Consider the following 24918-nt stretch of genomic DNA (forward strand, 5'->3'; position numbering starts at 1 on the left):
CCGCTACACCCAAAGGACTTACTCATGACACCAGCACCCCGTTCCGGATCCGGCCGCAATACCCCGCGCGGCGGCGGACGCAGTGCCGGTGGTCCCGCCGGCGGCAAGGGCTTCGGCCGTGGCTCCAAGCCCTCCTCGCCACGTGCCGGCGGCCCCCGCTCAGCCTCGGGCCTGAAGAAGGGCGAGGAGCGCGCCAACGGCTACCGCCCCGCCCCCGAGGCACGCCCCGAAAAGTTCAAGTCCGACGCCGTGAAGGCCTTCGGTCCGACGCCCGGCAAGTCCGGCGCTCCGAAATCCGGTGCTCCCAAGTCCGGTGCGGGCGCCCGCAGCGGCGGCTCCAAGTCCGGTGCCGGCAAGTTCGGCGGCCCCCAGGCGGGCCAGCGCAAGAGCGGCGACCGCGCGTTCCGCAATGAGCGTTTCGGCCAGAACCTGGGCCCGGTCCGCCGTTCCGCGACCCGGCGCCCGGCGGCCCCGGTCATCTCCGAGCACCACGACCCCGAAGGCATCCGCCTGCAGAAGGTCATGGCCAGTGCCGGTGTCGCTTCCCGCCGTGTCTGCGAGGAAATGATTGCCGACGGCCGTGTGGAGGTCGACGGCGAGGTTGTCACCGAACTAGGTGTCCGCGTTGATCCGGCCACGGTTGCCATCCACGTGGACGGCATGCGCCTGCAGCTGGACGAAAACCAGAAATACTACGTGTTCAACAAGCCCCGCGGCGTCATCTCCACCATGGAGGATCCCGAAGGCCGTCCCTGCATCAGCGATTACCTGAAGCCCAGCAGCAAGCATGAGCGCCTGTTCCATGTGGGCCGCCTGGACAACGAGACCGAGGGCCTGCTGCTGCTGACCAACGACGGCGAGCTCACCAACCGCCTGACCCACCCCTCCTTCGAGGTGCCCAAGACCTACCTGGTCCAGGTCCGCGGCCCGATGGGCCAGGGCGTGGGAGCCCAGATGCGCGAAGGCCTGGAACTTGAGGACGGCTTCCAGAAGGTGGACTCCTTCAAGCTCGTGGATTCCACCCCCGGGCACGTCCTGGTGGAGGTAGTTCTGCACTCCGGCCGCAACCGTATTGTCCGGCGCCTGTTTGATGCCGTCGGCCACCCCGTGGAGCGCCTGGTGCGCACCAAGATCGGCCCGATCAGCCTGGGCGACCAGCGCCAGGGCAGCATCCGTGTCCTCGGCCGCGGCGAGGTGGGACACCTGCTCGCTTCCGTAGGGCTCTAGGGACATGGCTGAAGCCGCCGACGGGGGCACACATCTGTCCGGATCCGTGCTGATCATCGGCACGGGTCTGCTGGGCACGAGCATCGGCCTGGGGCTCCGCGCCCGGGGCATCGACGTTGTGCTCTCGGACCTCTCTCCCTCCACCGAAGCCGTTGCCCGGGACATTGGTGCCGGGCGGCTGCTGCGTGCCGTTGACGCCGGCTTCGCCCCCTCGCTTGTGGTGGTCGCCGCGCCGCCGGACGTTACCGCCTCGCTGGCTGCTGCCGCGCTGAAGGACTGGCCGGACGCCGTCGTCGTTGATATTGCCAGTGTGAAGTCGGCCGTGCTGGCCGATCTGCGCGCCTGCGGTGCGGACCTGAGCCGTTACGTGGGCACGCATCCCATGGCGGGCCGGGAGAAATCCGGACCGGTGGCTGCCCGTGCGGAACTGTTCAACGGCATGCCGTGGGTGATCTGCGCACCGGAGGAAGCAACCCCCGACGCCGTTCGCCGGGCCGAGGCCATGGCCTATGACCTGGGCGCCGTGGTGTCGCGGATGTCTGCGGAAGACCACGATGCGTCAGTGGCGCTGACCTCGCACCTGCCCCAGGTGATGGCCTCCCTGGTGGCCAGCAGGCTGCAGGAGACCCCGGCGCAGTCCCTGGCACTGTCCGGCAACGGGCTACGGGACGTGACGCGGATAGCGGCCAGCGATCCGAACCTGTGGGTGCAGATCCTCAGCGGCAACGCCGGCCGGCTGGTGCCGATCCTGCACGGCGTGCGGGAAGACCTGAACCGGCTGATCCGCACACTGGAGGATCCGGTGGCTGACGGTGCCCGGCTGGACATGGCGCAGCTCATCGCCGAAGGCAATGTGGGCCAGGCCCGGATTCCCGGCAAGCACGGCGGCCCTGCCCAGTCCTTTGTCTCCTTTACCGTCCTGGTGGATGACACGCCGGGGCAGATTGCCCGCCTGCTCACTGAAATCGGTGAGATAGGCGTCAACCTGGAGGATCTGCGCCTGGAGCATTCCTCGGGACGGCAGGTAGGGCGGGCGGAAATTTCCGTGCTCCCCGGCCGGGTAAATGATCTGGTTTCTGAATTAAGCGCCCGCGGGTGGAAGGTAGTGCAGTGAGTTCCAATATTGATCCGGCCCTGTTCCGGCAGGGCAAGCCGCTGGTGGTGGCCATTGACGGGCCGTCCGGTTCGGGCAAGTCCAGCATCAGCCGCGAAGTGGCCCGCCGGCTGCACGCCGCCTACCTGGATACCGGTGCCATGTACCGTGCCGTCACGCTCTCCTGCATGGAAGCGGGCATTGACCTGACCGACTCGGTGGCTGTGGAGGCCGCGGCGGAAGCAGCCGACATTGCCCTCAGCATGTCTCCGAACGAGGAATGGGTCCGGGTCAGCGGCCGCGACGTCACCGATGCCATCCGTGAGCCTTCGGTCTCTTCCTCCGTCAGCGCCGTGGCCACCACGCTGGGCGCCCGCGCCGAGCTGGTCCGCCGCCAGCAGCAGCTGATTCGGGATTCCGGGCTGCGGATCGTGGCCGAAGGACGCGACATTACCACCGTTGTTGCGCCCCACGCCGAGGTGCGCATCCTCCTCACCGCCAGCGAGGAAGCCCGGCTTCGCCGCCGCGGAATCCAGCTCGGCGGGACCCAGAGCGCGGCAGCACTGAAGGAACAGGTGCTGGTCCGCGATGCGAAGGATTCCACGGTGGTGGATTTCCAGCAGGCCGCCGACGGGGTTACCACCATTGACTCCTCCGACCTGGACTTTGAAGAGACCGTCGCAGCCGTGCTCGACGTCGTTTTCGCCAGCACACACTGACACCTGCCGGGGACCCCGGCACCACCCGCGGGCATCCGCCCGTGTTTCAATGGGAGGAGGGCCCCTGCGGCAATGCCGCATGGATCTTCCCTCACACTTACCGGGCTGAACGTCCGGAGACGGCCTGTATGCGCAGTGCTGCAGACCTCAACGGAAAGAAAGCAATTCTATGAACGGCAAACCTCTCAACGACGACACCGCCGGTGACGGGACCTCGACGGAGGAATACATCCCCGTCGGAGAAGATTCGATCAACGAGCGCCTGGCGGCAATGGGCGACGACGAGGCAGAGATCCGTGCCCGCTCGCTTCGCGCCGGGCTCGATGATTACGAACTCGACGAAGAAGACGCCGCGCTGCTCGCCGGCGGGTTCGATGAATTCGATGAAGACGCACCCCTGCGCCAGGACCCCGTCGTTGCCATCGTGGGCCGTCCCAACGTCGGCAAGTCCACCCTGGTCAACCGTATTCTCGGCCGCCGTGAAGCCGTGGTGGAGGATACCCCCGGCGTGACCCGTGACCGGGTGTCCTACCCGGCCACCTGGAACGGCGTGAACTTCACCCTGGTGGACACCGGCGGGTGGGAGCACGATGCCCGCGGCATCCACGCCCGGGTGGCGGACCAGGCCGAGATCGCCGTCGACCACGCAGACGCCGTCATGCTGGTGGTGGATGCCACCGTCGGCATCACCGCCACCGACGAAGCCGTGGTGCGGATGCTGCGCGGCAAGAAGAAGCCGGTCATTGTTGTGGCCAACAAGGTCGATGACATCCAGAACGAAGCCGACGCGTCGGCCCTCTGGGGTCTGGGCTTCGGCGAACCGTACCCGGTCTCCGCCCTGCACGGCCGCGGCACGGCCGACATGCTCGATGCCGTTATGGACGTCCTGCCCGAATACTCAGCCTATGGCGGACTGGACCGCTCCGGCGGCCCGCGCCGCATCGCCCTCATCGGCCGCCCCAACGTGGGCAAGTCCTCGCTGTTGAACAAGCTGGCCGGCTCCGAGCGCGTAGTGGTTGACGACCTTGCCGGCACCACCCGCGACCCGGTGGACGAGATGGTCGAACTGGGCGGGCGCACCTGGCGTTTCGTGGACACCGCCGGTATCCGCCGCCGCCAGCACATGGCCCAGGGCGCGGACTTCTACGCTTCCCTGCGTACGCAGGCTGCACTAGAAAAGGCCGAGGTTGCCGTAGTGCTCCTGGCCGTGGACGAAGTCCTCAGCGAGCAGGATGTGCGCATCCTGCAGCTGGCCATCGAATCCGGCCGCGCACTGGTGCTGGCGTTCAATAAGTGGGACCTGCTCGACGACGACCGCCGCCGCTACCTCAAGACGGAGATCGAGCGCGACCTGGCCCACGTTGAATGGGCTCCCCACGTGAACATCTCGGCCAAGACCGGCTGGCACAAGGACAAGCTGGTGCCCGCATTGGACACCGCCCTGGAAAACTGGGACAAGCGCATTCCCACCGGCAAGCTGAACGCCTTCCTGGGTGAGCTGGTGGCGGCGCATCCGCACCCGGTCCGCGGCGGCAAGCAGCCCCGCATCCTCTTCGGCACGCAGGCGTCTTCCCGCCCGCCGAAGTTCGTCCTGTTCACCACCGGGTTCCTGGACCCCGGCTACCGCCGCTTCATCACCCGCCGCCTGCGCGAAACCTTCGGCTTCGAAGGAACACCCATCGAGGTGTCCATGCGCGTGCGCGAAAAGCGCGGCAAGAACAGCCGCCGCTGATTTCACCGGCGATACGGTAGCGGGCCTTTCCCTAGGGGGACAGGCCCGTTATCTGTATCCCGGGGAGCCCGGATTTTCATAGTGCAGTACATGTCCTCCGGAGCCCGCAGGGGGAGCAGTACCTGCACTATGAACCGGTCCCATCCGTGGCAGCGGACCCGATTCGGGACTTTGGCTGCTTATGATGTAGAGTATTCGAGTTGGTTCGGCCGGAAATAAACCGGCCGGGTAACGGGTTGTGGCGCAGCTTGGTAGCGCACTTGACTGGGGGTCAAGGGGTCGCAGGTTCAAATCCTGTCAACCCGACAACTAGGCCTGATGAAGCGAAAGTTTCATCAGGCCTTTTGTCGTTTTATGGACCGGAGCTTGTTTTGGGGACCGGAATGCCGCTGGGGCCATCACCCGGTCACTCGACGCCTCCCAGGAAACCGCCGTCCAAAAGCCAGTTGTAGCGAAGCCGCAGGGCACGCTCGGTGCTCGCTGCGAGTGTTGCCACCAGCAGCGTGTAATTGGCTGCGGGCGGAACATCGAAGGGGCTGGAGAACGTGCCGAGGCTCTCCGCGATGGGAGGGACCTGCGTGATCTGCTCGAGGACCTGCGGCATGCCGATGACGAGGGCGGCCACCAGTATCCCCACGGACATAATGCCAATGGCACGGCTTAGCGCCGGGTTGTTTTGTTCCAAGCGGGCACGCCGTCCCTCGGCGGACGCGGGATCCGGCACGAGCTGCCGCTGCGATCCGTCCGGCATCACGTAATGGTTGCGCTTGAGCCCGTAGGGCCCGGCTGCCACCTCGATGCGCCCGCCCGGCACCGGAAACACCGCCGGCAGCTTGGCCGTGGCCCTGAGTAAACCGTTGCGGTAGAGCTGAGCGGAAACCTCGCCGTCATCATCACCTCCGAGCCGGACGTCCACGGACCACGTCTCCCGGGCGCCGGTTCCGTCTGCGAGGTGCAGGTGAAAGAGGGAGCGTGAGAACAGCTGCCACCAGTGGTAATCCGGCAGAAGGTGGCCGTCTCCGGGTTTCAGCATATTGTGGGTTGCCACTTCTTCCTCCTCGGAACGCTTAGTCAAACCCCGACCACGAACGTGAGAGCGGCCCAGACTGACACGAGGGTCACGACTGTCCAGAGCACGATCGCCACCGCCTGCCAGAGCAGTACCCAGCCCCGTGATGTTCCACCTGCAATGAGGATCGCGGAGGTGAACTGGGGCGGGATCGCAAGCGGCCCGAGGATACTGGCGCCCGGGACGCCGAAGCGGACCAGCCACTTCCTGAAGCGGAGGGCGCCCTTTGACTCGCGCTTGGGCTGCACCGTCTCGCCCGGCGCCGCCGTTCCCCCGTAGCCCAGGGAAGCCGGGACCGGCACCGCCCGGGCAGCCGCTTCGCGTGCAGCAACCCGGTTCACGACGGACGTGCGGGCCCTGGACGCGAAGAACACCACCAGGACCACCGACAGGAAATTGCCGGTGGCGGCTGCGATGCCGGCAACGACGGGGTTAAGCCCGCCGATCATGCCGATCATTGATGCGCCCTCGGCACCGACGAATGGAACGGCTCCGGCGAGCATCACCACCAGGGGCCTGACGATTTCAGGCACCTGGGCCGAGAGTTCCTGGAAGTTGATGATTAGTTCCTGAATCGGGTTCATGGTTTGGGACCTCTTTCTTGTGCGGATCCTGGATTCGTGGAATTTTCGAAACTGTCCCGATCAGAAAATCGTGCTCTCAGGTCAGGTCAGGGCTGGTTGGTGCCGCGCTGCCACCGGAGTGGCTGCACCGCCGGCGAGTCTTCAGGTTCGCACCGGCGGCTGCCCCGTCGCGTCGGCGGGTATCCCTGCATTCCCGCCGACGCACACCTAGCCCATAGGGCCGACCGGCTTCGTTTGCGTCGGTGACAATTGCCTAATAGGGTGCCGGCATGCTCTGAAGGGAGTGACACTGGTGGACTTCCTCGGCCGGCTGGCCGAACGCGCGACGGTCGACAAGCTCATCTCGCAGGCACGTTCCGGGCCAAGCGGGGTACTCCTGGTGCGCGGTGAAGCGGGTATCGGAAAAACGGTGCTGCTGGAGCATGCCCGCGGCCTGGCTGAAACCTCGGGTTTCCAAGTGGTGTCCTCGGCCGGAGTGGAGTGCGAGACTCAGTTCGCATTTGCCGGTCTGCATCAGTTGTGTGCACAGCTGATGGGTTATATGCCGGCCTTGCCGGAGCCGCAGCAGACGGCCCTGGCGGTGGCATTCGGACAGCAAAGCGGTGCACCGCCGAACCGCTTCCTGATCGGGCTGGCCACACTCAACCTGCTGGCCGAGGCTGCCGAGGAAGGGCCCCTCCTGTGCCTCATTGACGATGTGCAGTGGCTGGACGAGGCTTCCGCCCAGGTCCTGGCCTTCGTGGCGCGGAGGCTCGCCGCCGAGCCGATGGTGTTGTTGTTCGCGCTGCGGGATCCCGTCGACCGCGACGTACCCTGGTTCGACGGTTTGCCTGCCGTGCGCCTGGGCGGGCTCGACGAAGCGGACGCGCAGGCGCTCCTGGCCGCGGCTGTCGAGATGCCCTGGGACGACGGAATCTGCGAACAGGTCATCGCCGAGGCTCGCGGGAACCCCCTGGCGTTGCTGGAATTGGCGCGGAGCGCACGGGGTGCCGGGGTGGCCGGCGGTTTCGAGCTGCCCGAGGTGCAGCGAATCGCGTATCGGATCGAGGAGACCTTCCGGCGTCGTTCGGCCGGCCTGCCGGCGTCGACCCGGCTGTTGCTGCTGGTTGCGGCGGTCGATACCACCGGCGAGGTGGCGCTGCTGTGGCGGGCGGCGGCACATCTGGGGATCCCCGGGGAATCGGCAGCACCTGCGGAAGCTGCCGGACTTCTGGACATCACTTCCCGGGTGCAGTTCCGCCATCCGTTGGTGCGTTCGGCGGTACTGCGCGCAGCCACCCCGTTGGACCGCCGCCGTGCGCATGCCGCACTGGCCGCTGCAACGGACCCGGATGCCGATCCCGACCGGCGCGCGTGGCACCGTGCACAGGCTGTACTGGGTACTGACGAGGGCGCCGCCGGGGAGCTCGCGCGTTCGGCCGGCCGTGCGCGTGCCCGCGGAGGTCTGGCCGCGTCGGCCGCTTTTATGGAGCGGGCAGCCAAGTTGACTCCCGACCCGGGCACCCGTGCGAGCCGGGCGCTGGCTGCCGCGCACCTTTTACATGAGGCCGGGGCGGATGCCTCGGAGCTGTTGACAATTGCGTCGGCCGGACCGCTCGCGCCCCTGCAGCAGGCACGGCTGGAGCTTTTGCGCGCCCAGCTTGCGTTTCAGTCCGCACGTGACGGCGAGGGGCAGGGGATGCTCCTGGAAGCAGCCAGGAGCCTGGCTCCGCTGGACCCGGCGTTGTCCCGTGAGACTTATCTGCGCGCGCTTGAGGCGGCGATCGTCACCGGAGACTTCGGCCGCGGCCGGAGCATGCCGGACGTCAGCGAAGCTGCCCGCGCCGCTCCCTCCCCGATAGGTCCGCCGAGACCGGCCGACCTGTTGCTGGACGGGCTGGTGACGACCTTCACGCAGGGCTACGCGTCCGGCGTGCCCGGACTCCGGCGGGCCGTTGAGGTCTTCGCGGGACAGGGGCCGGATGCTGAGACGGCCAGTGACAGCTACAGGTGGGGATGGCTCGCCAGCCGGGCCGCCATGGCCGTCTTCGACGACGAGCTGTTACATGCGGTGGCCACCCGCCACATCCGGCTGACCCGTGAGGCCGGCGCGCTGGCCACGCTTCCGGATGCGCTGCTCGGCCAGTCAGTCCTGCTGGTGCTGTCGGGTGAATTCGCCCGGGCCGCCGAGGAGACGGCCTTCGCGGCTGCCTGGAGGACTGTGCCCTTGCTGCACGCGCAGCTCCTGCTGTCCGCCTGGCAGGGCAAACCGGACGATACCGCGGAGATCCGCGCGTCCATCCTCGAGAAGGACGGAGGCCATGCTGACAGCACCGAAGACGCCCTGACACAGTACGCCCTGGCCGTTCTGCATAACGGCCGAGGCGACTATCCTGCGGCCTACGACGCGGCGGCTCGGGCTTTCGACGCCGAAGCGCTGAGGTTCAATAACCTGGCCCATTTCGAGCTTGTCGAAGCGGCGTGCCGGTCCGGCCGGCCGGAGGACGCCGCTGAGGCGCTGGAGCAGTTGACGTCCCGTGCCCTCGCCACCGGCACCCCCTGGGGGCTCGGAGTGGCGGCCCGTGCGCGGGCGCTGACCAGCACTGGAGCGGATGCCGAGGAACACTACCTCGAGGCGATCGAGCAGCTCGGGCGCTGCCGGATTGTCGCCCACCTTGCCCGCACCCACCTCGTTTACGGCGAATGGCTTCGTCGTGGAGGACGCCGTCAGGACGCCCGCGAGCACCTGCGTACCGCGCACGGGCTGCTGGTGGACATGGGCGCGGCAGCATTCGCCGACCGTGCCGGCCGCGAACTGCGTGCCACCGGCGAGCAACCCCGCAAGCGGAACGCCCCTTTGGCGGACTCCCTTACCGCCCATGAGCAGCACATCGCCCGGCTGGTGGCCGCCGGTGCCACCTCCCGCGAAGTCGCCACGGAGCTCTATCTCAGCCCGCGCACGATCGACGCGCACCTCCGCAATATTTTCCGCAAGGTCGGCGTGACGTCTCGCCGGCAACTCCGCGAGTTGCCCCTGCCCTGAGTCGTAAAACCGTGCTGCGGGATATCCTGCTCCACATCCTGTAGCGCCGTTCTCGAAACCGGCAGCCGGATAAAGGTGCGGGAAGGACCACGATGTTGCCATCGAAGATCGGACACCGGATGCGGAGCAGTCACGCCGTCACCGCGGCAGCGGCCGCCCTCGCGCTCACAGGGCTTACGGCGTGTACGGAAACCGGCGGGCGGGGACCTGACGCGCCCCTTCCGGTTCCGTCCGGGGTGGCATCGCTTGCAAGCACGGACCCGGCAGTGCCTGCCACCGGTCTGGACGCCCCCTGGGCCATTGCGTTCACTGGGGATACCCCGCTCGTCAGCGAACGGGACTCAGGCCGGATCCTGGAACTCGACGCCGACGGCAACAGCCGCGAGGTAGGCGTGGTCGCGGACGCGGCAGGCAATGGAGAGGGCGGCCTGCTGGGGATCGCAGTCCGGAACGGTTTCCTCTACGCATATCTGACCGCAGGGGAGGAGAACCGGATCGAACGGCGGGAACTGACCGGGACGCCGGGCGCGCTCTCATTAGGGCCGCCGGAGACCGTGGTGGACGGGATCCCCGCCGGCCGGGTCCATAACGGGGGGCGCATAGCCTTCGGTCCCGACGGCATGCTCTACGCGACCACGGGCGACGCCGGAGACCGGGACAGTGCCCAGGACCTGGAATCGTTGGCCGGCAAGATTCTGCGGATGACACCCGACGGCGCGGCCCCCGGAGACAATCCCTTCCCCGGTTCGCTGGTCTACAGCTACGGGCACCGCAACCCGCAGGGCATCGCCTGGGACCCTGAGAGCGTCCTCTACGCCAGTGAGTTCGGGCAGGACACCTGGGACGAGCTCAACATCATCAGGGCCGGAGGCAACTACGGCTGGCCCGAGGCGGAAGGTATTGCCGAAAGGGAGGGGTTCACTGATCCTGTGCAGCAGTGGGTCCCGGCTGACGCCAGCCCCAGCGGCATCGCCGTCGTCCACGGATCCGTCTTTATCGCGAATCTGCGCGGGAAAGTCCTGCGGCAGGTACCGCTGCAGGATCCCGGAAGTGCCGCCGAGTACTTCGCGGGGGACTACGGGCGGCTGCGCGATGTGGTGGAGGCTCCTGATGGCAGCCTGTGGGTGCTGACCAACAACACCGACGGCCGCGGAACACCGGCTCCCGGTGATGACCGCATCCTGCGCCTCGAGCCGCAGGGCTAAATGCTGTCCATACCCGGTCCCGCTCCGTCGCGGCCGGCTGCATCCGCCGTGCTTTCCGCTTCCGCTCTTCCCGCGTCGCAGCCGGCGGTTTAGCCTAACTCTGTTGCCCGGACCACCGCATCGAATGCCCGGCCAGCCGCGACGGCGGAAAGGACCGAGATGCTCCCTGCCACCGCCGACGTCGTGATTGCCGGCGCCGGACCCACCGGCGTGATGCTGGCCTGTGAATTGCGGCTGCGCGGCGTGGACGTGATGGTACTGGACCGGGAAGCCGGACCCACACCGGTGGCCCGCGCCCAGGGCCTGCACGCACGCAGCATCGAAATCCTGGAACAGCGCGGGCTGGCAGCTCCGCTGCTGGAGCAGGGCACCAGATATCCGCTGGGAGGTTTCTTTGCCGGCATCGTCAAGGACGCCCCCGAGGACCTGGACACAACCCACCCATATGTCCTGGGCATTCCGCAGACCGTGACCGAACGGGTGCTGACGGACCGGGCGCTGGAGCTGGGCGTGCCGATCCACCGCAGCTGCGCGGTGACGGGCCTGGAGCAACAGGAAGGCTTCGTGAGGGTGGAAACCGGAGCAAATGCCGGTACCGGGATCCAGGCGCAATATCTGGCGGGGTGCGACGGGGGCCGCAGCACGGTGCGCAAGCTGACCGGTATTGGTTTCCCGGGCGAGCCGAGCCGGCAGGAATGGCTGCTGGGCCAGGTGGAACTCGCCGATCCGGAAGAGACGGTGATGGCCAGGGTGAACGAAGTGCGGCGCACCCACAAAGCCTTCGGGGCGGTACCCCTGGGCAACGGCCTGTACAGCGTGGTGGCACCCGCCGCCGGAGTCTCGCAGCACAGCGGCGCAGCGCCGTCCCTCACGGAACTGAAGCAACAGCTGAAGGTTCTGGCCGGCACCGACTTCGGAGCCCACTCGCCCCGTTGGATCTCCCGCTTCGGGGACGCAACCCGGCTGGCGGAGACCTACCGGTCCGGCCGGGTGTTCCTGGCAGGGGATGCTGCCCACGTCCACCCACCCTTCGGTGGGCAGGGCCTGAACCTCGGCCTCCAGGATGCCTTTAACCTGGGATGGAAGCTCGCTGCCGCAGTGCGGGGCCGGGCGCCCGGCACCCTGCTGGACACCTACGACGCCGAACGCCGTGCCGTTGCCGCTGACGTGCTGCGGAACACCCGGGCACAGTCGGAACTGACCTCAGTAGAGCCCGGCCCGCAGGCCGTCCGGAGCCTGCTGGCAGAACTGATGGATTTTCCGGAGGTGAACCGGTATCTCGTGGAGAAAATCACCGCCACTGCCCTCCGATACGACATTGGCCAGTCGGATGATGCCGCTGGACTGCTAGGCCGGCGGATGCCGAACCTGCCCCTGACGCATGGCAGTCTTTTTGCGCGGATGACCGCCGGCAGGGGAGTGCTCCTTGACCGGACGGGCCGGTTTTCACGCGCCGGATGGGCAGACTGCGTGGACCATCTGGAGGACCCCGTCGCGGAGCTGGAGGCGGCGGCTGTCCTGATCCGTCCCGACGGGCATGTGGTCTGGGCGGGGAACAGCCAGAGCAGCCTTGACCGCGCCCTGGAACGCTGGTTCGGGGCCAGGCAGCGCCCTGCACAGGATGCGGACTGACGGCGAAAACAACTGGAAGGCCGGCCATGAAGATCACATCGTTTGCCGTTTCCCTCAACGTTCCCGACCCCGAAGCCTCCGCCCGATTCCTGATGGAGCATTTGGGGTACGCCGCAGACATGGAGGATGACGGCTTTTTCTCCCTCCGCCACCCCGACGGCGGCTCCAACATCGTCTTCCTCCGCACCGGACTGCCCACCTTCAAGCCTGCCGAAGCCGCCGGCCGTGCGCGCGAGGGCCTGCTGCTGGTGCATGTGGTGGAGAACCTCGATGAAGCCCATGCGCGGTTACGGGACAGCGGGGTGGAGGTGGTCACGCCCCCGGAAACCGAGCCGTGGGGCGAACGCTTTGCCCAGTACCGGGATCCGAACGGCCTGATCATCCAGTTGGTGCAATGGGTGGCTGAGCCCGTCGAAGGCACGGCCGTCCGGCCCGAGCTGGCCCGCGAGGAACTCCTGCGGCTGGAACGAAGGCTGGCGGTAGAGGGGGCACCTGCCTATCAGGAACTGCTGCACCCGGACGCCGTGGTGATAGTGCCGGGAGCGGTGCTGAACAAGGGGGAGTGCATCGCAGCCATTTCCGCCGCGCCTTCCTGGGACAGCGTTCAAATGGACCCATTCCGGCATTGGGTCAGCGCGGATACTGCGACCCTGGCCTACCGCTTCACGGGCCGGCGGGGCGGGGAGCAGTATTCGGCCGTGATGCTCTCCGCTTACCTGGTCCGCGACGGCCGGCCTAAACTGATCCACCATCAGCAGACGCCCGAGCCGGGGTGAAAGGGCGCGGAGAGCGGCAGGGCGTTGCCGGAGGTACGCCCGGACAAGGACACATAGTTTTCCCCAGTGGAATCACCAGTGCCGTCAAAGGCCTGTAGCGGGTAGGCTAATACAGCAGGTAAGGCAGAAACAGTCGCTGGAACCGGATCAGCCAGGGAAACCCAGGCTGATCAGTTTTCATTTTGGGGAGGATTTGCACATGGCGGGCGAGCAGTACAGCGCCGAACGAGCGGGCAACCGACAGGCACCAGGCGGAGAAGACACCACATCCATCAGTCTTCCCCCGATTTCCGACGCCACATCGGTGGAGCCGAAGCTGACCCCGGACGAGCGCGCCGCCGTGGCGGCCCTTCCGGCCGGATCAGCCCTGCTGATTGCCCACAGCGGCCCCAACGCCGGCGCCCGCTTCCTGCTTGACCAGGACGTGACCACCGCCGGACGGCATCCCAACGCGGATGTATTCCTTGACGACGTCACGGTCTCCCGCAAGCATGTGGAGTTCCGCCGCACCCCCGAAGGATTCCGGGTGGTGGATTCCATGAGCCTGAACGGCACGTACGTCAACAATGACCGGGTGGACAGTGTGCTGCTGCGCACCGGCAGCGAAGTGCAGATCGGGAAGTTCCGGCTGACTTTTTATGCTGCCCGCCCCGCATCTGCCCCCGCACAGGCGTAGCACCGGGCGCAGGGCAGATAAGGTAGTAGACATGTCAGCATCACAGTCCGTCAGGCGTACCCCCGGACCGGAGCGGCTGCGCGGCAGGGTGCTGAACATTGGCGAGGTCCTCGGCGAGCTGAGCGGGGATTTTCCTGCCATCAGTGCCTCCAAAATCCGTTTCCTGGAGGAAAAGGGCCTCGTCATGCCTCAGCGCACCGCTGCCGGTTACCGGAAGTACACCACTGCGGACGTTGAGCGGCTTCGGTTTGTCCTGGCACTTCAGCGGGACCAGTACCTGCCCCTGAAGGTCATCAAGGACTATCTGGATGCCATTGACCGCGGCGAACGTCCCGAGTCGCTGCCCGGGGGGATGTCACTGGCCCCGCGTGCGGTTTCGGACCAGCTGGCCGGAGAGCTCTCTGCCCGTGCCCGTGCCCGGACACTGACGTTCGCCGAGCTGGTCCGGGAGTCCGGCGCCAGCAGTGACCTTGTCGCCAGCCTTGCCAGCTACGGGCTGATCAATGCTGAGGATGAGCGCTACGACGAACATGCCCTCAAAGTTGCGAAGGCCTGCGTCCAGCTTGAGGCCCATGGCATCGAGCCCCGGCACCTGCGCCCTTTCCGGGCTGCCGCTGACCGTGAGCTGGGGCTGGTGGAGCGCGTGGTGGCCCCCGTTGCCTCCCGCCGCGACGTGGCCTCCAAGGCACGTGCCGCTGAAACAGCCCGCGAGATCAGTGACCTGTGCCTGAGCCTGCACAGCGCCCTGGTCCAGGGACAAATCGCCCGGATGGAGGCCTAACCCATGCAGGAAATAGAAGTGGTGGGCGTGCGGATTGAACTGCCATCCAACCAGCCGCTGGTCCTCCTGAAGGAACTCAACGGCGAACGGCACCTGCCCATCTGGATCGGCGCCCCCGAAGCCAGCGCCATAGCGTTCGTGCAGCAGGGGATCGTTCCGCCGCGGCCGATGACCCACGACCTGCTCGTAAACCTGATCCGGGCCCTGAAACACACCGTCACCCAGGTCCGGCTGATCTCGGTGGAGGACACCGTCTTCCACGCGGAGATCGTCTTCGAGGACGGCACGGCAGTAAATTCCCGGGCCTCCGACGCCATCGCCGTCGCACTGCGGGTGCCATGCCCCATCTTCTGTGCAGATGCAGTGCTGGATGAAGCAGGAGTGCGGATCGCCGAGACGGATGAATCCGAGGCCAGTGAAGAAGAGCAGGACAACGCCGAGCAGGAGATGCGGCAATTCCGTGAATTCCTGGCAGATGTTGAACCCGAAGACTTCGAACACTAGCCGGCTGCCTGCCCGGTCCGACACGCCGCGGCAAAAACCCCTGCCTCTTTGACCTTGGTGCCAGTCGGTTCTAACGTCGAAGCATAGAGTTCCCATTGCATCGGGGGAGTTCTCGGGGGAGACTGAAAACCCCGACTGCTCCGGCCCGTGCCGACCCCCAGGGGAACCGTTATTAGGAGGCACACGTGAGTCCGAAAGGCGACGCCGGCGAGCGTGCCGGTGTACCAGGGAGCATCCCGCCCCACAGTGCCCAGGGCTTGCTGTTCACCGAAGACCTTCCCATCCTGGATGAAGATGCCGGGTACCGCGGCCCCACGGCCTGCAAGGCAGCCGGCATCACCTACCGGCAGTTGGATTACTGGGCCCGTACCGGACTTGTTGAGCCCGCCGTGCGCGGCGCTGCAGGATCCGGCACCCAGCGCCTCTACAGCTTCCGCGACATTCTCGTCCTGAAGGTGGTCAAGCGCCTGCTGGATACCGGAGTGTCCCTCCAGCAGATCCGTACCGCCGTGGAACACCTGCGGGAACGCGGCGTCGAAGACCTGGCCCAGATCACCCTGATGAGTGACGGGGCGAGCGTGTACGAGTGCACCTCCGCAGACGAGGTCATTGACCTGGTCCAGGGCGGCCAGGGCGTATTCGGCATTGCCGTCGGCCGTGTGTGGCGTGAAGTGGAGGGCAGCCTGGCCCAGCTGCCCAGCGAGCACGTAAACGAGTTTCCCGGGGACGAACTGAGCCAGCGGCGTATTGCCCGCAAAATCAGCTAGCGGTTCCGGCTGACGATACCGAGCCGGAAACACTTACATACAAGGAAGGGCACCCCGCGGGGTGCCCTTCCTTGTATGTGTCTGCGTACCTGCTAGCCCACAGGCCGGCGCATCACGCGGTTGCGGACGCTTCCGGTGTCCATGAGGTTTTTGACCAGGGCGTCAAAAGTGCCTGCCGCCTGCTTGGCCGATTCGCCGGGCCAGTGGTGGACCGAATGCGCGGCACCCTGGATCTGCTGCCAGTTGGCCTGTTCCGCGATGGTCGGGCTCAGCAGGAGGTCGCCGAACATCTGCTTCATTTCGGCCAGGCGGAAGACATGCTCGTTGGAACTGGGACGGACCCGGTTGGCGATGATCCCGGCGGGCGCCAGGTTCGGTGCGAACTCCTCCCGGAACAGGTCGAGGGCGCGCATGGTCCGTTCGGTACCGGCAACTGAGAAAAGGCCGGGTTCGGCAACGAGCAGGACGCGGTTGCTGGCTGTCCACGCCATCCGGGTCAGCCCGTTCAGGGACGGCGGGCAGTCGATCAGGACCAGCCCGTAGCCGGTGACCCGGGACAGAAGATTGGTCAGGCGCCGGAGGTCGCGTTTGCCGAGATCCGGACGATCGTAGATCCCCGAATAGGCGGAGCCCATGGCGACGTCCAGGACAGGCTTGCGATCGGCCGGGTTCCGGGCGAGCCGGCGGGCATTTTCCACCCAGCCGCTGGGTACCACGTTGTCGGCCAGCTGGACCCGGCGTGGGCTGCGGAGCATCTCGCCGATGCCAAGCTGGCTGCCGGCGCTGACGCCCAGGCCGGTGGTTGCATCTGCATGCGGGTCCAGGTCCACGACGAGCGTCGGAATGCCTGCGGCCAGCGCGGCGGATGCCAGGCCCAGCGTGACGGAGGTCTTACCGACGCCGCCCTTCAGGCTGCTGATGCTCACTACTTGCACTTGTTGAACCAAAACCTAACGTGTCTAGGGATCACTGGAGGCTGCACCCTCATTCTATGTGACGGACACCTGTTACCTTGGCAGCGGCCTTTTGCAGGGGTGGCGCTTACACTGGTGGCACACTGTGATATCCAACACGGCGTTCAATGCTGCGCTTACCGGTTTCTGCCGGTGATTTCCAAGCCGGCCCTTAACGGCCGTAGGTAATATCCGTTTAATGGCGGTACTGTCCTGGTGCCCCACCGCAACGATGCAGGAGACCCATGTTCTCGAAGATATTGGTAGCGAACCGGGGCGAAATCGCCATTCGGGCTTTCCGTGCCGCTTATGAGCTCGGTGCGAAGACGGTGGCGGTGTTTCCCCATGAGGATCGAAACTCCATTCACCGGCAGAAGGCCGACGAGGCGTACCTGATCGGTGAGGAAGGCCATCCGGTCCGGGCCTACCTGGACGTGGACGAAATCATCCGTGTGGCAAAGGAATCCGGCTGCGACGCGATCTATCCCGGGTACGGTTTCCTCTCCGAGAACGCGCATTTGGCGCGGGCGGCTGCCGACGCCGGGATCACCTTTGTGGGTCCCGCGGCGGACATCCTGGAGCTGGCCGGGCACAAGGTGCACGCACTGAACGCGGCCCGGGAAGCGGGTATCCCGGTGCTGCAGTCCACGGCACCGAGTGCGGACCCCGAAAAGCTGCTGGCCGAGGCGGACGGGATCGGTTTTCCGATCTTCGTCAAGGCCGTCGCCGGCGGCGGCGGACGCGGCATGCGGCGGGTTGACAGTAAGGACAAGCTCCCCGAGGCCCTCGCGGCGGCGATGCGGGAGGCGGAAACAGCGTTCGGCGATCCGACGGTGTTCCTCGAGCAGGCAGTCCTGCGGCCCCGGCATATCGAGGTCCAGATCCTCGCGGATGCAGAGGGCAACATAGTGCATCTGTTTGAACGCGACTGCTCGCTGCAGCGCCGCCACCAGAAGGTGGTGGAGATTGCCCCCGCACCGAACCTGGATGAGAACATCCGTCAGGCCCTTTACCGGGATGCGGTGAAGTTTGCCAAGGCGCTGAAGTACGTGAACGCGGGGACCGTCGAATTCCTCGTGGATACGGTGGGCGAGCGGGCCGGCCAGCATGTCTTCATCGAAATGAACCCCCGTGTGCAGGTGGAACACACCGTCACCGAAGAAATCACCGACGTCGATATTGTCCAGTCCCAGCTGCGCATCGCAGCCGGGGAAACGCTGGCTGACCTGGGACTGGTCCAGGACGAGCTGCAGATCCGCGGAGCCGCCCTGCAGTGCCGCATCACCACCGAGGACCCCGCCAACGGGTTCCGGCCCGACGTCGGCCGGATCAGTGCCTACCGCTCGGCCGGCGGCGCCGGGGTGCGGCTCGACGGCGGCACCGTTTACGCGGGCGCCGAAATCAGCCCGCACTTTGACTCCCTGCTGGTGAAACTGACGTGCCGGGGCCGTACTTACCCGGTGGCGGTGAACCGTGCCCGCCGGGCGCTGGCGGAGTTCCGTATCCGCGGGGTGGCCACCAATATTTCCTTCCTGCAGGCCGTGCTGGATGATCCGGACTTCGTCGCCGGAGATGTGGCTACGTCCTTCATCGAAGAGCGCCCGGAACTGCTGAACGCCCGCGGTTCCGCGGACCGCGGTACCAAGCTGCTGAACTGGCTGGCGGACGTAACCGTCAATAAGCCGCACGGAGAGGCCGCGGTGCACAGCGACCCGGCGGAAAAACTCCCCGCCGACCTGCCGGAAGCACGGCCCGGTTCACGGCAGCGGCTGCTTGAACTGGGGCCGGAAGGCTTCGCGGCGGACCTGCGCCGGCGCACTGCCCTGGCGGTCACCGACACCACGTTCCGGGACGCCCACCAGTCCCTGCTCGCCACCCGGGTCCGTACCCGGGACCTGACGGCAGCTGCCCCGGCGGTAGCGGCCCTGACCCCCGAACTGTTCTCGGTGGAAGCATGGGGCGGTGCCACCTACGATGTCGCCCTGCGCTTCCTTGGCGAAGACCCGTGGGAACGTCTGGCGGCACTGCGCCGCGAACTGCCCAATATCTGCATCCAGATGCTGCTGCGCGGACGGAACACCGTGGGCTACACGCCGTACCCCACGGAAGTAACCGAGGCATTCGTGGAAGAAGCCGCCGCCACGGGCGTGGATATCTTCCGGATCTTCGATGCGCTCAACGATGTCTCGCAGATGGAGCCGGCCATCCGGGCGGTGCGGAACACGGGAACCGCTGTAGCCGAAGTCGCCCTTTGCTACACGGGCGACCTGCTGGACCCCAACGAAGAGCTCTACACGCTGGATTACTACTTGGAGCTGGCCCAGCGCATGGTGGATGCCGGCGCCCACATTCTCGCCATCAAGGACATGGCCGGCCTGCTGCGCCCGGCAGCGGCCGCCAAACTTGTCTCCGCCCTGCGGGAACGCTTCAACCTGCCGGTGCACCTGCATACCCACGACACCGCCGGCGGCCAGCTGGCAACCCTGCTGGCAGCAGCTGATGCCGGAGTGGATGCCGTGGACGTGGCCAGTGCACCGCTGGCGGGGACCACCAGCCAGCCCTCCATGTCCTCGCTGGTGGCCTCACTGGCGCACACCGACAGGGATACCGGTATCAGCCTGGACGCGGTAGGCGCCCTGGAGCCGTACTGGGAGGCCGTCCGCCGGGTGTACTCACCCTTCGAATCCGGCCTGGCGGGTCCCACGGGCAGGGTTTACCGGCACGAAATCCCCGGCGGCCAGCTGTCCAACCTCCGCCAGCAGGCCATTGCGCTTGGGCTGGGGGAACGGTTCGAAGCCATCGAGGATATGTACTCTGCCGCGGACCGCATCCTCGGCCGCCTGGTCAAGGTCACGCCCTCCTCGAAAGTGGTGGGGGATCTGGCCCTGCAACTGGTGGGATCCAACGTCTCGCCGGAAGACTTTGAAGAGAACCCGCAGAACTACGACATACCCGACTCGGTGATCGGCTTCCTCAGCGGAGAACTGGGCGACCCTCCGGGCGGCTGGCCGGAGCCCTTCCGGACCAAGGCGCTCCAGGGCCGCAAGGTCAGGGCACGCGACGTCGAGCTCACCGAGGTGGACAAGGCCGGCCTGCAGGCGGATTCGGCCACCCGGCAGGAAACCCTCAACCGTCTGCTCTTCGCCGGTCCAGCAAAGGAATTCGCCACAGTGCGGGAGACCTACGGTGACGTCTCCGTGCTGGAGACGCGCGACTACCTGTACGGGCTGCGCCGCGGAGAAGAGCACATCATCGAACTCGAGAAGGGCGTGCGTCTGATCGCCACACTGGACGCCGTGTCCGAACCGGATGAGAAGGGCATGCGGACGGTCATGACGACCCTGAACGGGCAAATGCGCCCGGTCCTGGTCCGGGACCGCAGCATTGAGACCTCGGAAAAATCAGCGGAGCGGGCCGATCCGACTGAGCCCGGACACGTGGCAGCACCGTTTGCCGGGGCGGTTACCGTCACGGCCAAGGAGGGCACCGAGGTTGCTGCAGGGGAGACGGTTGCCACCATTGAGGCCATGAAGATGGAGGCCTCCATTACGGCACCGGTCGCCGGCACCATCGAACGGGTGGCCATTTCGCAGGTGGAACAGGTCCAGGGTGGTGATCTGCTGCTGGTCATTGCCCCGAAGTGAGAACCTCCGGCTGCGTAGACTGGAGGCGTGACCCATTTTGATCTCGCCATCATCGGCTCAGGCTCCGGCAATTCACTGATCACCCCTGACTGGGACGGTAAGCGGGTGGCAATCATCGACGGAGGAACCTTCGGCGGGACGTGCCTGAACGTCGGGTGCATTCCCACCAAGATGTTTGTGTATCCGGCCCAGCTGGCCGCCGCCGCTACCGACGGCGCCCGGCTGGGCGTGGATGCGCCGCTGGCAGGGGTGCGCTGGCGCGACATCCGGGACCGGATCTTCACCCGCATCGATGCCATCTCAGAGGGTGGCCGGCGGTACCGGGCCGAAGAGCTGGAGAACGTCACGCTGTACAGCGAGTACGCCCGCTTCACCTCTCCGCACTCCCTGGTCACCGCGACCGGTGAGAAAATCACTGCGGACCAGATAGTGGTCGCGGCCGGATCCCGGCCGGTCCTGCCCGACACCCCGGGCATGGACCTGCCGCAGGTACATACCTCCGATACCGTGATGCGCGTGGACGAGCTGCCCCGGCGGGTGCTGATCATCGGCGGCGGGTACATCGCCGCGGAGTTCGGGTTCGTCTTCGCCGCCTTCGGTTCGGAGGTGACCGTTGCGGTCCGTTCCGGCGCGATGCTGCGCTCACTGGATGCGACAGTCTCCGAGCGCTTCACGGCCGAAGCGGCCAAGCAGTGGAACCTGCAGCTGAACACCACAGTGGACTCGCTCAAGGAGAACGCGGACGGCTCCGTGCACGCGGTGCTCTCAGGGCCGGCAGGAACGCAGGAAATCGACGTCGATCTGGTGCTGGCGGCCACCGGACGCGTACCCAATACGGACCGCTTGGACGTGGCTGCGGCGGGTTTCGACACCCGGGAAGATGGCCGGCTGGCGGTGGACGGCTTCGGCCGGGTGCTGTCCTCCGGCACTCCGGTGCCGGGCGTCTGGGCGCTGGGGGATGTCAGCAGCGACTACCAGCTCAAGCACGTCGCCAACCATGAGGCGCGGGTGGTTGCGCACAACCTGGTTCATCCGGATGATCTGCGGGAAGCCGATCACCGGTTTGTTCCCGCGGCGGTATTCAGCAGCCCGCAGATTGCCAGCGTGGGAATGACAGAGGAAGAAGCCTGCACCGATACCGAGGCGCGGGGTGTGGAACTGGCATTGGCCGTGCAGGAATACGGCTCGACGGCCTATGGCTGGGCCATGGAGGACTCCACCGGTTTCGTGAAGCTCCTGGCGGAGAAGGAGACCGGCCGCCTGCTCGGCGCGCACATCATGGGCCACGAGGCGTCCATGCTGATCCAGCCCCTCATTCAGGCCATGGAGTTCGGCCTGGACGCCGCAACCATGGCCCGGGGGCAGTACTGGATTCATCCGGCGCTGACCGAAGTAGTGGAGAACGCCCTGCTGTCCCTGAAGACAACGGAAAAGCCGGGCAGGAACCGCCTCTAGTCGAGGGGTCCCTGCCCGGCTTGAAGCCGTGCAGGGTCAGACGCGCTGACCGCTGTAGATCTCTTCGATGACCTCCGAGAAGTCCCTCAGCACCTGGGCGCGCTTGATCTTCAGTGACGGCGTCAGGTGTCCGCTGGTTTCGGTGAAGTCGGTGGGAACCACGCGGAAGACCTTGATTGCCTCAGCCTGGGAGACCTTCTTGTTGGCCCGGTCCACAATGCCCTGCAGTTCCGTCTGCAGCTCGTCAGTGGTGGCGACTTCGCTCACCGTCATGCCGGCAGGGAGCTTGTGCCGCTCCAGCCAGCCCGGAAGTGCCTCCTCATCGATGGTGATCAGTGCGGAGATGAACGGCTTGGCATCGCCGACCACCACGCACTGCGAGACGATGGCATTGGAGCGGATGGAATCCTCCAGCTGGGACGGCACGACGTTCTTTCCGCCGGCCGTCACGATGATTTCCTTCTTGCGGCCGGTGATCTTCAGGAAGCCGTCGGCATCCAGTTCGCCGATATCACCGGTGTGGAACCAGCCGTCGGTGAAGGTTTCACCCATGAGGTCGGGACGCTTGTAGTAGCCCTTCATCACGCTGATGCCCTTGGCGAGGATCTCGCCGTCGTCGGCAATCCGAACGCTGTTGCCGGGAAGCGGGGCTCCCACCGTGCCCAGCTTGACCAGCTGCGGGGTGTTGGTGGTGAGCGGTGCAGTGGTTTCGGTCAGGCCGTAGCCTTCCAGGACCAGGAGGCCGATACCGTGGAAGAAGTGTCCCAGCCGTTCGCCCAGCGGAGCTCCGCCGGAGACGGCGTACTCCACCCGTCCGCCCATGGCTTCGCGGATCTTTCCGTACAGCAGCCGGTCGAAGAGGGCGTGCTTGAGCTTCAGGCCCAGCGGCACCTTCCCTTCCTGCTTGGCCCTGGACCATTCCACGGCGGTGGCAACGCCTGCATGGAAGATCTTGCCCTTGCCGCCGTCCTCAGCCTTGAGCATGGAGGCGTTGTAAACCTTTTCCAGCACACGGGGCACTACGAGGATGAAGCTGGGTTTGAAGCTCTGGAGATCGGGGAGCAGGTTCTTGACGTCCGGCGTATGCGCAACGGTGGCACCGGTACCCACGCTAAGCACTGAGATGAACCGGGCCAGCACGTGGGCCAGGGGAAGGAACATGATGGTCTGCGAGCCTTCGCGGGCCACTTCGGGCTCCGCCAGTTCGGAGTTCTTGGTCAGGTCCACGAAGTTGCCGTGTGTGAGCTCGCAGCCCTTGGGCTTACCCGTGGTGCCGGAGGTGTAGATGATGGTTGCAAGGTCATCCATGTGTGCCGTGGCCCGGCGGGCTTCGAGATCCTCGTCACTGATCGAGGCGCCGGCGGTCCGCAGTGTATCGAGGCCGCCGCCGTCAATCTGCCAGACGTTGGCAACCCCCGAAAGGTCTTCATCTGCTGCAGCCTGCCGGACAATGTTCTCGTGCCGCGCAGCTTCCACGACAATGCCGACGGCGCCGGAGTCGCTGAGGATCCAGGCGACCTGGGAAGGGGAGGAGGTTTCGTAGACCGGAACCGATACGGCGCCGGCGAACCAGAGGGCGAAGTCCACCAGGGTCCACTCGTACCGGGTGCGGGACATAATGGCCACGCGGTCCCCGGCCTTCACACCCGAGGCCATGAAGCCCTTGGCGAGGGCGCGGACATCCTTGGTGAACTCGGTGGCGCTGATCCGCTGCCACTCGCCTTGCCCGTCCCGCACGGCGAAGAGCGCCGGATTGCTCGGCTTTGCTGCCTGGTCCAGCAGCATGTTGGTGATGTTTGTCTGCGGCGGGGATTCCGCTAGGACGGGAACGCTGAATTCTCGCACGATAGCTCCTTTGATATCCGGGTGGGCCCGTAGGCACTGTCAGCCTATAACCTAGATCACACTCTTGTACCCGTCGGTAACCTTGCGGATCTATAACTTTTGCGTCACTGCTCTTGCTGTTTCCTTAGAATAGGTTTCTGATGCGTCCAGTAACCCCAGTTTCCGTGCCCCGTTCCGTTTCCAGCCCCCTGCAGCGCCGACTGGCGCCTTCCGAGCCTTTCCGGACCGGCCGGCCCATGCGCCTGCACAACCGGATGCGGCGGCGGGGGCTGGCCATCGGCATCGATATTGGAGGAACCAAAGTGGCCGCCGGACTGGTGGACGGCGACGGCAGGGTCCTGAAGCAGGCTCGCCGCTCCACTCCCGGCCATGACCCCCGCGAGGTCGAGGCGGTCATTGTCGATCTGGTCCGTGAACTCTCCGCAGAGCACCACGTGTGGTCCGTCGGCATAGGCGCGGCCGGATGGATGGACCTTGCCGGCAGTACGGTGCTGTTCAGTCCGCATCTTGCCTGGCGCAACGAGCCCCTGCGCGAGAATCTCGAACGGCTGCTGCGCCGCCGGGTGTTCCTGGTCAATGACGCCGACGGCGCCGCCTGGGCGGAATACCGTTTCGGCGCCGGTGCAGGGGAGTCCCGGTTGGTGTGCGTGACCCTGGGAACCGGGATCGGGGGAGCCATGGTGCTTGACGGACGCCTGGAGCGCGGACGGTTCGGTGTGGCGGGCGAGTTCGGCCACCAGATCATCATGCCCGGAGGGCACCGCTGCGAATGCGGAAACCGCGGATGCTGGGAGCAGTATGCCTCGGGCAACGCGCTGGGAAGGGAAGCGCGTGAACTGGCGGCCGCGAATTCGCCGGTGGCCCAGGAACTGCTTCGTGCCGTGGACGGCAATACGGAGGCCGTGACGGGCGCCGTAGTGACCCGCCTGGCTCTGGAAGGCGATCCGGCAAGTATTGAACTGCTGGAGGAGGTGGGCCAGTGGCTGGGACTCGGCCTGGCGAACCTGGCAGCTGCCCTGGACCCGGGAATGTTCGTCATTGGCGGCGGATTGAGTGATGCCGGCGATCTGCTGCTCGAACCGGCGCGCCGTTCCTTTGCCCGGAACCTCACCGGACGGGGTTTCCGGCCCGCAGCCCGGATGGAACGCGCAGCCATGGGACCGGCAGCGGGAATGATCGGTGCCGCCGACCTTTCCCGGATCGCCACCCGCCGCTAAGCCGGGGTAAAGACGGC

Annotated in this window: 19 protein-coding genes and 1 tRNA gene; 16 read left to right on the top strand and 4 right to left on the bottom strand. The window is 66.3% G+C overall.

The features are described from left to right. Positions 1 to 24: 24 nt before the first annotated feature. From AC5RTS_RS14665 to AC5RTS_RS14685, 5 genes are all read left to right on the top strand, one after another. The gene (locus tag AC5RTS_RS14665) at positions 25 to 1227 is read left to right on the top strand and encodes a pseudouridine synthase (protein WP_493992748.1); all 1203 of its coding nucleotides are present in this window, start codon (positions 25 to 27) and stop codon (positions 1225 to 1227) included. A gap of 4 nt (positions 1228 to 1231) precedes the next feature. Further along, a complete protein-coding gene (locus AC5RTS_RS14670) occupies positions 1232 to 2341 on the top strand; it encodes a prephenate dehydrogenase (RefSeq protein ID WP_493992749.1) in 1110 nt (369 codons plus the stop codon). Then, positions 2338 to 3039 (top strand): (d)CMP kinase, encoded by a 702-nt coding sequence (gene cmk, locus AC5RTS_RS14675; RefSeq protein ID WP_493992750.1) that lies wholly within the window; start codon positions 2338 to 2340, stop codon positions 3037 to 3039. Before AC5RTS_RS14670 ends, cmk begins: the two co-directional genes overlap by 4 nt. A gap of 169 nt (positions 3040 to 3208) precedes the next feature. Further along, positions 3209 to 4771 carry a ribosome biogenesis GTPase Der gene (der, locus tag AC5RTS_RS14680; protein ID WP_493992751.1) on the top strand — a complete coding sequence of 521 codons (1563 nt, stop codon included), beginning with the start codon at positions 3209 to 3211 and terminating at the stop codon, positions 4769 to 4771. 232 nt (positions 4772 to 5003) lie between these two features. Then, positions 5004 to 5077, top strand: a tRNA-Pro gene (locus AC5RTS_RS14685). 100 nt (positions 5078 to 5177) lie between these two features. Here AC5RTS_RS14685 and AC5RTS_RS14690 read toward each other — a convergent pair. Both AC5RTS_RS14690 and AC5RTS_RS14695 read right to left on the bottom strand, forming a co-directional pair. After that, on the bottom strand, positions 5178 to 5819 hold the full coding sequence (locus tag AC5RTS_RS14690) for a hypothetical protein (protein WP_493992752.1): 642 nt from the start codon (positions 5817 to 5819) through the stop codon (positions 5178 to 5180). A 23-nt stretch (positions 5820 to 5842) separates the two neighbouring features. Then, positions 5843 to 6424, bottom strand: a complete 582-nt coding sequence (locus AC5RTS_RS14695) for a small multidrug efflux protein (RefSeq protein WP_493992753.1) — start codon at positions 6422 to 6424, stop codon at positions 5843 to 5845. A 283-nt stretch (positions 6425 to 6707) separates the two neighbouring features. Between AC5RTS_RS14695 and AC5RTS_RS14700 the strand changes: the two genes are divergently transcribed. The 8 genes from AC5RTS_RS14700 (at position 6708) to AC5RTS_RS14735 (ending at position 15787) form a co-directional block, all read left to right on the top strand. Then, entirely contained in the window at positions 6708 to 9446 is a 2739-nt protein-coding gene (locus AC5RTS_RS14700; RefSeq protein ID WP_493992754.1) for an AAA family ATPase, read from the top strand. Between the two features lie 266 nt (positions 9447 to 9712). Then, positions 9713 to 10651 (top strand): PQQ-dependent sugar dehydrogenase, encoded by a 939-nt coding sequence (locus tag AC5RTS_RS14705; protein WP_493992755.1) that lies wholly within the window; start codon positions 9713 to 9715, stop codon positions 10649 to 10651. Between the two features lie 159 nt (positions 10652 to 10810). Then, positions 10811 to 12283, top strand: a complete 1473-nt coding sequence (locus tag AC5RTS_RS14710) for an FAD-dependent monooxygenase (protein ID WP_493992756.1) — start codon at positions 10811 to 10813, stop codon at positions 12281 to 12283. 26 nt (positions 12284 to 12309) lie between these two features. Continuing rightward, a complete protein-coding gene (locus AC5RTS_RS14715; protein ID WP_493992757.1) occupies positions 12310 to 13059 on the top strand; it encodes a VOC family protein in 750 nt (249 codons plus the stop codon). Between the two features lie 199 nt (positions 13060 to 13258). After that, a complete protein-coding gene (locus AC5RTS_RS14720; protein WP_493992758.1) occupies positions 13259 to 13735 on the top strand; it encodes an FHA domain-containing protein in 477 nt (158 codons plus the stop codon). 31 nt (positions 13736 to 13766) lie between these two features. Continuing rightward, positions 13767 to 14516 (top strand): transcriptional regulator FtsR, encoded by a 750-nt coding sequence (ftsR, locus tag AC5RTS_RS14725; RefSeq protein WP_493992759.1) that lies wholly within the window; start codon positions 13767 to 13769, stop codon positions 14514 to 14516. A 3-nt stretch (positions 14517 to 14519) separates the two neighbouring features. Beyond that, positions 14520 to 15020, top strand: coding sequence for a bifunctional nuclease family protein (locus AC5RTS_RS14730; protein ID WP_493992760.1), 501 nt, complete (start codon positions 14520 to 14522; stop codon positions 15018 to 15020). A 185-nt stretch (positions 15021 to 15205) separates the two neighbouring features. Continuing rightward, positions 15206 to 15787 carry a MerR family transcriptional regulator gene (locus AC5RTS_RS14735; RefSeq protein ID WP_493992761.1) on the top strand — a complete coding sequence of 194 codons (582 nt, stop codon included), beginning with the start codon at positions 15206 to 15208 and terminating at the stop codon, positions 15785 to 15787. A gap of 92 nt (positions 15788 to 15879) precedes the next feature. On the opposite strand, the gene AC5RTS_RS14740 is transcribed toward AC5RTS_RS14735, so the two are convergent. Further along, positions 15880 to 16722, bottom strand: a complete 843-nt coding sequence (locus AC5RTS_RS14740; protein WP_493992762.1) for a ParA family protein — start codon at positions 16720 to 16722, stop codon at positions 15880 to 15882. 263 nt (positions 16723 to 16985) lie between these two features. Between AC5RTS_RS14740 and AC5RTS_RS14745 the strand changes: the two genes are divergently transcribed. After that, positions 16986 to 20384: a pyruvate carboxylase gene (locus tag AC5RTS_RS14745; RefSeq protein ID WP_493992763.1), complete on the top strand. Its 3399-nt coding sequence runs from the start codon at positions 16986 to 16988 to the stop codon at positions 20382 to 20384. 27 nt (positions 20385 to 20411) lie between these two features. Beyond that, positions 20412 to 21839 (top strand): mycothione reductase, encoded by a 1428-nt coding sequence (locus AC5RTS_RS14750; protein ID WP_493992764.1) that lies wholly within the window; start codon positions 20412 to 20414, stop codon positions 21837 to 21839. Positions 21840 to 21875: 36 nt separating this feature from the next. On the opposite strand, the gene AC5RTS_RS14755 is transcribed toward AC5RTS_RS14750, so the two are convergent. Further along, positions 21876 to 23684: an AMP-dependent synthetase/ligase gene (locus AC5RTS_RS14755; RefSeq protein ID WP_493992765.1), complete on the bottom strand. Its 1809-nt coding sequence runs from the start codon at positions 23682 to 23684 to the stop codon at positions 21876 to 21878. A gap of 236 nt (positions 23685 to 23920) precedes the next feature. On the opposite strand from AC5RTS_RS14755, the gene AC5RTS_RS14760 reads away from it, so the two are divergent. Continuing rightward, a complete protein-coding gene (locus AC5RTS_RS14760) occupies positions 23921 to 24901 on the top strand; it encodes an ROK family glucokinase (RefSeq protein WP_493992766.1) in 981 nt (326 codons plus the stop codon). Positions 24902 to 24918 lie beyond the last annotated feature (17 nt).

This window comes from Arthrobacter sp. MDT1-49-2, assembly GCF_059090185.1.

What these genes read in the sequence shown, in the direction of transcription:
- AC5RTS_RS14665 (WP_493992748.1), top strand. Translation starts at nt 25, where the DNA reads ATGACACCAGCACCCCGTTCCGGATCCGGCCGCAATACCCCGCGCGGC.
- AC5RTS_RS14670 (WP_493992749.1), top strand. Translation starts at nt 1,232, where the DNA reads ATGGCTGAAGCCGCCGACGGGGGCACACATCTGTCCGGATCCGTGCTG.
- der (WP_493992751.1), top strand. Translation starts at nt 3,209, where the DNA reads ATGAACGGCAAACCTCTCAACGACGACACCGCCGGTGACGGGACCTCG.
- AC5RTS_RS14695 (WP_493992753.1), bottom strand. Translation starts at nt 6,424, where the DNA reads ATGAACCCGATTCAGGAACTAATCATCAACTTCCAGGAACTCTCGGCC.
- AC5RTS_RS14710 (WP_493992756.1), top strand. Translation starts at nt 10,811, where the DNA reads ATGCTCCCTGCCACCGCCGACGTCGTGATTGCCGGCGCCGGACCCACC.
- AC5RTS_RS14715 (WP_493992757.1), top strand. Translation starts at nt 12,310, where the DNA reads ATGAAGATCACATCGTTTGCCGTTTCCCTCAACGTTCCCGACCCCGAA.
- AC5RTS_RS14720 (WP_493992758.1), top strand. Translation starts at nt 13,259, where the DNA reads ATGGCGGGCGAGCAGTACAGCGCCGAACGAGCGGGCAACCGACAGGCA.
- ftsR (WP_493992759.1), top strand. Translation starts at nt 13,767, where the DNA reads ATGTCAGCATCACAGTCCGTCAGGCGTACCCCCGGACCGGAGCGGCTG.
- AC5RTS_RS14730 (WP_493992760.1), top strand. Translation starts at nt 14,520, where the DNA reads ATGCAGGAAATAGAAGTGGTGGGCGTGCGGATTGAACTGCCATCCAAC.
- AC5RTS_RS14745 (WP_493992763.1), top strand. Translation starts at nt 16,986, where the DNA reads ATGTTCTCGAAGATATTGGTAGCGAACCGGGGCGAAATCGCCATTCGG.
- AC5RTS_RS14760 (WP_493992766.1), top strand. Translation starts at nt 23,921, where the DNA reads ATGCGCCTGCACAACCGGATGCGGCGGCGGGGGCTGGCCATCGGCATC.